This is a genomic window from Streptomyces spongiae (assembly GCF_009377185.1).
In the GTDB taxonomy this organism is placed as follows: domain Bacteria; phylum Actinomycetota; class Actinomycetes; order Streptomycetales; family Streptomycetaceae; genus Streptomyces; species Streptomyces spongiae.
Genome location: NZ_VJZC01000543.1, coordinates 1 through 6,828 on the forward strand (window position 1 = coordinate 1; position 6,828 = coordinate 6,828).

General features: G+C 72.8%; 5 protein-coding genes. 4 read left to right on the forward strand and 1 reads right to left on the reverse strand.

The window, feature by feature from the left end; genetic code table 11:
- Positions 1–512 precede the first annotated feature (512 nt).
- Complete coding sequence (locus tag FNH08_RS40895) at positions 513–1,268, reverse strand: TIGR03089 family protein (RefSeq protein ID WP_322726283.1); 756 nt, start codon at positions 1,266–1,268, stop codon at positions 513–515.
- Between the two features lie 138 nt (positions 1,269–1,406).
- On the opposite strand from FNH08_RS40895, the gene FNH08_RS40900 reads away from it, so the two are divergent.
- The 4 genes from FNH08_RS40900 (at position 1,407) to FNH08_RS40915 (ending at position 6,801) form a co-directional block, all read left to right on the forward strand.
- Positions 1,407–2,753: a peptidoglycan recognition protein family protein gene (locus FNH08_RS40900; protein ID WP_228034671.1), complete on the forward strand. Its 1,347-nt coding sequence runs from the start codon at positions 1,407–1,409 to the stop codon at positions 2,751–2,753.
- Positions 2,754–2,881: 128 nt separating this feature from the next.
- Positions 2,882–3,964, forward strand: coding sequence for a mannose-1-phosphate guanylyltransferase (gene manB / locus FNH08_RS40905; protein ID WP_322726284.1), 1,083 nt, complete (start codon positions 2,882–2,884; stop codon positions 3,962–3,964).
- A gap of 196 nt (positions 3,965–4,160) precedes the next feature.
- The gene (locus tag FNH08_RS40910; RefSeq protein ID WP_322726285.1) at positions 4,161–5,909 is read left to right on the forward strand and encodes a polyamine aminopropyltransferase; all 1,749 of its coding nucleotides are present in this window, start codon (positions 4,161–4,163) and stop codon (positions 5,907–5,909) included.
- A 94-nt stretch (positions 5,910–6,003) separates the two neighbouring features.
- Positions 6,004–6,801: an SRPBCC family protein gene (locus FNH08_RS40915; protein WP_152776582.1), complete on the forward strand. Its 798-nt coding sequence runs from the start codon at positions 6,004–6,006 to the stop codon at positions 6,799–6,801.
- Positions 6,802–6,828 lie beyond the last annotated feature (27 nt).

Here is a 6,828-nt window from a genome sequence, read left to right on the forward strand (position 1 = left end):
AGCACGACGTACTCCTACGACGATGCCCCGCCCCCCACCCAACGGCGGCCGGACCTAGGCCGAACGGGCGAGGAAAGCGCCCCGATGGGGGCGCGGGGAACGGCGCGAAAACCCAGAGGCGGCGTGCAGCCAGGAGACGACGTGCACCACCCCACCAAGGGGCGCGGGGAACGGCGCAAAACCCAGAGGCGGCGTGCAGCCAGGAGACGACGTGCACCACCCCACCAAGGGGCGCGGGGAACGGCGCAAAACCCACAGGCGGCCCGCAGCCAAGAGACGACCGGCGCCACGTCATCAGGGGCGCGGGGAACTGCGCGAAAGCCCACGGGCGGCGCGCAGCCAGGACAGGACCGGCACCACGTCATCAGGGGCGCGGGGAACTGCGCGAAAACCCACAGGCGGCCCGCAGCCAAGAGACGACCCGCACCACCCCACCAAGGGGCGCGGGGAACTGCGCAAAACCCACAACGCGCCCCGCAGCCACAAGCCCCCCAACCGCCGGAGGCAACCCGTCAGCGAGCCGTAACCGTCACCCGCTCACTCTCCACCCGCTCAGCCACGATCTCCTCCCCGACCCGATCAAGATGCCGACACAACACCACGGACCCGCCCGTCGCCAGCGGCGCGTACAACCCCGCGCCCAACCCCTCCCACGTGACGTACGGCAACCCCGACAGCAACCGCGACCCAGGCCCGGTCAAGCCCAGCGCAGGCGCCTCCGCCCGAGCCCGCTCCACCACCTCCGCCCCACTGAACTCCCGCCCCGCCACGATCAGCGCGGGCTCCTCGGGATCGACGGGCGCGTACGGCACGAAGCGGTCGCCCTGGCTCGGAACCTCGACGGCGTAGTCGACGAACCCCTCCGGCGGCTGCGGGAAGCGCCCCCCGAGCGGCCGCAGCGCCAGCGCCACCCGCTCCCCGGAGCAGGCGCGGGCCGCGTCCAGCGTGTCGGGCCCGCTGACCACGACGTCGGCCACCGCCGGCGAACCGGCCACGTCCGCGACCACGCCCACCGACGAGCACGCCAGCAGCCATACGGCCGTCTGCCAGTGCGCGGGCAGCAGCAGCGCGACCCGGTCGCCGGGCTCGACGGACAACTCGTCCTGGAGCAGGTTCGCGGTCTTGGCCACCCAGTTGGCGAAGGTGGCCACGGACAGTTCGACACGTTCGCCCGTGGCGTCGTCGTAAAAGGTCACCAGGGGGCGCGCGGGATCCGCGGCGAGCGCGGATCGCAGCAGGTCGGCAGGGGTGCGGTCGGTGGCGTTCACGCGGCAAGCGTACGCGGGGCGTCAGCCGGGACCGGCCGCCCGGTCGATCGGCCGTGCCACCGGTTCGGAGGAATCCAACCGACGGTCCGTCAAATCCTGGATATGCGCATAAGCATGACTATGCGCAATATCAGGCGTATGCGTACATTCCTGACACCATCGATCGGCGTCACCTGCGCCGCGGCAGCCCTGTCCGTTCCCTTGGCCGTTCCTCTGTCCCTGGCCCTGCCCGCGTCCCCGGCCTCGGCCGCGCCCGCCCGCCTCCCGGCCGACAGGCCCCTGCCGGGCATCACCCAGTCGATCGCCCTCGCCCCGATCGCCCTCGCCCCGCTCGGCGGCGACCGCACGGCGGAACCGGCCGATCCGGCCGCTGAGGAACAGGGCGTCACACGCAGAGGCGTACGGTCGTTCTCCCTGGTCGGCGTGGTCTGGGACGATCCGGAGACCGAGCTCCGCGGCCGCGTCCAGGTCCGTACCCGGGCGACCGGCACGGCCCGCTGGTCCGGCTGGCAGGACATCGAGACGCACAACCATGAGCACGCGGCCGACCCGGGCACCGCGGAGCGCGCCTCCGGACGCGTACGCGGTTCGACGGCACCGCTGTGGGTCGGCCCCTCGGACGGGGTCGAGGTACGGGTCCGGGCGGAGATCGAGCACCGTACGGGAGTCCCCGGCGTCCAGGCGCTCCCGACCGGTCTGCGCCTCGAACTCGTCGACCCGGGCGACGTCGCCGACCCCCCGCCGGGCGGCTCCCCCGTGGACGCCTCGCACCTCGGTCCGCTGACCGCCGAGGCGGCCGCCGCGTCCGCCGTGAACGCGGACCTCGCGCCCCTGGGCGCTTTCGAGATCCCCGCGTCCCCGCGAGATGCCGAGGAGGAGGCCGCCGCCGCTCGTCCAGCCATCGTCACGCGCCGCGGATGGGGTGCCGACGAGCAACTGCGAGAGCGCGAGTTCCTCTACACGAAGCGGGTCGACGTGGCCTTCGTCCACCACACGGCGTCGGGCAACAACTACAGCTGTTCTCAGTCCGCTTCGCTCATCCGCAGTATCTACCGCTACCACGTCGTGAGCAGCGGCTGGCGCGACATCGGCTACAACTTCCTCGTCGACAAGTGCGGCACCATCTACGAAGGCCGCGCAGGCGGTGTCGCCAAGCCCGTCATGGGCGCCCACACCCTCGGGTTCAATGCGAACAGCATGGGTGTCGCCATGCTCGGCAGCTTCGGCACCACGCAGCCGCCCAGCAGCGCGGTCACCGGTATCGCGAAGATCACCGCCTGGAAGCTCGGACTTTACGGGGCGGACGCCAACGGCACGACATATCTGACGTCGGGTGGTGGCAATCTCTACCCAAAGGGCAGGAAGGTGCGACTGAACACGATCTCCGGTCACCGGGACGGCTTCGCCACCGAGTGCCCCGGCAGCAGCCTGTACGGCAAGCTCGGCACGGTCCGCTCGCAGGCGGCGCGGTACCAGGGAGGGTAGGTCGCACTGCCAACCGCGCCCCACGCACGACCCCGCACTGCCATCGAAGACGTATCGAACGGTCTGCATACACTGGCCGGCCGACGAAAGACAGTTCGGCCGGTCCCGGCAGGAAGCAGAGACGACAGGTGACAGAAGCGATTCTCCTGGTCGGCGGCAGAGGCACCCGGCTGCGTCCGCTCACGGTGCACACCCCGAAGCCGATGGTTCCGGCGGCGGGCGTCCCCTTCCTCACCCACCAGTTGGCACGGGCGAGGGCGGCGGGCGTCGACCACATCATCCTGGCGACCTCGTACCTGGCCGAGGTCTTCGAGCCGTACTTCGGCGACGGTTCCGCGCTCGGCCTCCACCTGGAGTACGTCACCGAGGAGGAACCCCTCGGCACCGGCGGCGCGATACGCAACGTGGCCTCGCGTCTGCGCTCGGGGCCCGACGACCCGATCCTGGTCTTCAACGGCGACATCCTCACCGGCCTCGACATCAGGGCCCTGGTGGCGACCCATCAGTCGACGGGCGCGGACGTCTCCCTGCACCTCACACAGGTCACGGACCCACGCGCCTACGGCCTGGTCCCCACGGACGCCACGGGCCGGGTGACGGCCTTCCTGGAGAAGCCGCAGACCCCCGAGGAAATCGTCACGGACCAGATCAACGCGGGGGCGTACGTCTTCCGCCGCTCGGTCATCGACACGATCCCCACGGGCCGCCCGGTCTCGGTCGAACGCGAGACGTTCCCGGACCTCCTGGCGGCGGGAGCCCATCTCCAGGGCATGGTCGACTCGACCTACTGGCTGGACCTCGGCACTCCGGCGGCCTTCGTCCGCGGCTCCGCCGACCTCGTCCTCGGCCGGGCCCCGTCCCCCGCCGTCCCCGGCCGCTGCGGCGACCGCCTGATCCTGCCCACGGCCCGGGTCGCAGGCGACGCCAAGCTGACCGGCGGCACGGTCGTCGGCGAGGGCGCCTTCGTCGGCGAGGGCGCGCGGGTCTTCGGCAGTACGGTCCTCGCGGGCGCCGTCGTGGAACCCGGCGCCGTCATCACCGACTCCCTGATCGGCGTCAGGGCCCGCATCGGCGAGCGCTCGGTCCTCACCGGCGCGGTCATAGGCGACGGCGCGGTCATCGGCGCGGACAACGAACTCCGGGACGGCGTAAGGGTGTGGTGCGACGCGAGAATCCCGACGGCAGCGGTGCGCTTCTCGTCGGACGAGTAGCCCCGCACTTCTCCGCCCAGTCCAGCACCACCCAGCCCGTCCGGCGCTTGAGGACGAGGCCGTTCAGGCCGAAGCGGGGGTCTGGGGGCGGCAGCCCTCAGGGACGGCCACCCAAACTCCGGCACCCTCACAAGGCCCAACTTCCACTCGTGTGGGTGACCTAGCGCGCCGCAGGCGTGACGTAGCGTTCCCTAGCGTGATCGAACCGCACGCCCCCGCACCCCCCGGCGTCCCACCGACCCGGCGCGGCACCGGCGGGCAGGCCGGCCGGGCGCGGCTGCCCGTCCGCCCCGGCACGGGCCGGTTCCTGGTCCTGGTGTGCGTGTTCGTCTGCGCGGCCTGCGGACTCGTGTACGAACTCGAACTCGTCGCCCTCGCCTCGTACTTGATCGGTGACTCGATCACCCAGGCATCCGTCGTCGTCTCCGTGATGGTCTTCGCGATGGGCATCGGCTCCCTCGCCGCGAAACGCCTGCGCGGGCGCGCCGCCGCCGGCTTCGGCGCCATCGAGGCGGCCCTCGCGCTGCTCGGCGGCTGCAGCGCGATGGCGGTGTACGCCGTGTTCGCCTGGACCGGTGACTGGGGCGGCCTGTGGACGGACGGCCCGCGCCACCTCCTCGTCGCCTTCTCCCTCGCCATCGGCCTGCTCATCGGCGCCGAAGTCCCCCTGCTCATGGAGCTGATCCAGCGCATCCGCCGCCAGGACGCCGGCGGCGCGGTCGCGGACCTCTCCGCCGCCGACTACGTGGGCGCACTGGTCGGCGGCCTCGCCTTCCCCTTCCTCCTCCTGCCCTGGCTGGGCCAGCTGACGAGTGCGATGCTCACCGGCGCGGTCAACGCGGTGGCCGGCGGCGCCCTCGTACTCGGTCTGTTCCGGGGCGAACTGAGCCGTCGCGGCCGCTGGCTGATGTTCCTCACGAACGCCGTCGTCCTCGGCCTCCTCGCGACAGCCGCCGTGTTGGTCGACGACTTCGAACGGGCCGCACGGCAGGCGGTGTACGGCCGGGACGTACGGGTCGCGCTGCACACCGACGTCCAGGAAGTGGTCCTCACCGGCGGCACCCGCGGCCGCCCGCTCGACCTCTTCCTCGACGGCCGCCCGCGGTTCAGCGGCCGTGACGAGCACCGCTACCACGAGGCCCTCGTCCACCCCGCGATGCGGGGCCCCCACGCGCGCGTCCTCGTCCTCGGCGGTGGGGAGGGCCTCGCGGCGCGTGAGGTGCTGCGCCACCCGGGCGTGCGCCGCGTGGACGTCGTCGGACCCGACGCGGGCGTGATCCGCCTGGCGCGCACCGACTCCGCCCTGTCCTCCCTCAACGGCCACGCGTTCGACGACCCGCGCGTACGTGTTTTCACGGCCGACGCCTTCGCCTGGCTGCGTCAGGGGCCCCCGGCGACGGCGTACGACGTCGTGGTCGCGGACCTGCCCGACCCGGGGATCACGGCGAGCATGAAGCTGTACTCGCAGGAGTTCTACGGCCTGGCCCGCCAGGTCCTCGCGGACGACGGGCGCCTGGTCGTCCACGCGGGCCCGGTGGCGTCCCGGCCGCGCGTCTTCTGGACGGTCGAGGCGACGGTACGGGCGGCCGGGTTCCGCACGACGCCGTACAGCGTGGGCGGCCGCGCCTCCTCCTTCGCGGCGGGCCCGGACCGTGCGGCGGGTGCCTCGCGGGGGCCGCGCGACTGGGGTTTCGTGCTGGCGTCGGCGTCGGCGTCGGCGTCGGCGTCGGCGTCAGCGTCGGCGTCGACCTCTGCCTCGGCCGCGGCTGCGAACACGACCCCGCGGCAACGGCCGGTGGCCGTGCAGGCGCCCCGTCCCCGCCCCCGCACCCACACGGGGCCCTTCAGCGTCGCGGCCCTCGCGGCGGCCGAGAGACGGGCCGACGCGACCCGTGTCGAGGGTCTGCCGCCGTCGACGCTGGTGCACCCGCGGTACGGCGACTGAGGCCCACGCCCCAGGTTCACGACCACGACCACGACCACGGGAAAACGCGGATGTACGGGTGAGATCGGGTGGCACGTGGGTAGGCTCGGCAGACATGGAGCATGAGGTGTTCGTTCCGGTTCCCGTCGAGCGGCTCGGGGCGGCCCTGTCCGACCCGGAACGGGTGGCCCGGGCGGTGCCCGGTCTCCAGCAGGACGCGGGTACGGCACCGGTGGCGGGGCGCCTGAAGGTGCGCGTCTCCGGCCACACCATCACCTACCGCGGCGCGCTCCGTGTCAGTCGGCATGACGACGGTTCCTTCGCGATCGAGGGTGACGCCACGGAGGCGCGTGGCAGCGGCTCGGTGAAGCTGGCCCTCTCGGTGCGGCTCGATCCGGCGGAGGGCGGCACGACGGTCACGTTCGGCGGCACGGCGACGGCCGACGGCCGGATCGAGGAGCTCGACGATGACGCGGTGTCGGGTGCGGTGACGCGTCTGCTGACCCGTTTCGCGGAGAACCTGGGGGAGCCCGTCGAGGAGCCCGAGTCCTCGGAGGCTGCACCGCCGGTCCCGGAAGCCGAGGAAGAGGACGCTGTTCCGTCCGAGGAGGACGTGGTGGCCGAGGGCTTCGCGGATGGGGCGGATGAGTTGGATGGGGCGGATGAGTCGGATGGGGCGGATGAGGTGGACGAGGGGGAGCCGCCGGCCGAGGCGGCGCACGCGCGGCGCACGATGATCGGGCGCAGTGCGGAGGAGGTGGATCATGCGCCGCCGCGGGGTCGGTACGCTCCCGTGCCGGTGCCCGAGTCCGTCGTGACCGGCCCCACCCTGCGCTGGGCCGCGCCCGCCGCGGCGCTGGCGCTTGCCTCAGCGGTTGTCGTGGTCCGAGCCCTTCGCCGCCGGCGCGCCTGAGGTTTCCTCGCCCCCGCCGCCCCTACC

Bases quoted from the DNA above. Each gene is read 5' to 3' on its own strand.
- FNH08_RS40900 (WP_228034671.1), top strand. From the start codon at position 1,407: ATGCGTACATTCCTGACACCATCGATCGGCGTCACCTGCGCCGCGGCA.
- FNH08_RS40915 (WP_152776582.1), top strand. From the start codon at position 6,004: ATGGAGCATGAGGTGTTCGTTCCGGTTCCCGTCGAGCGGCTCGGGGCG.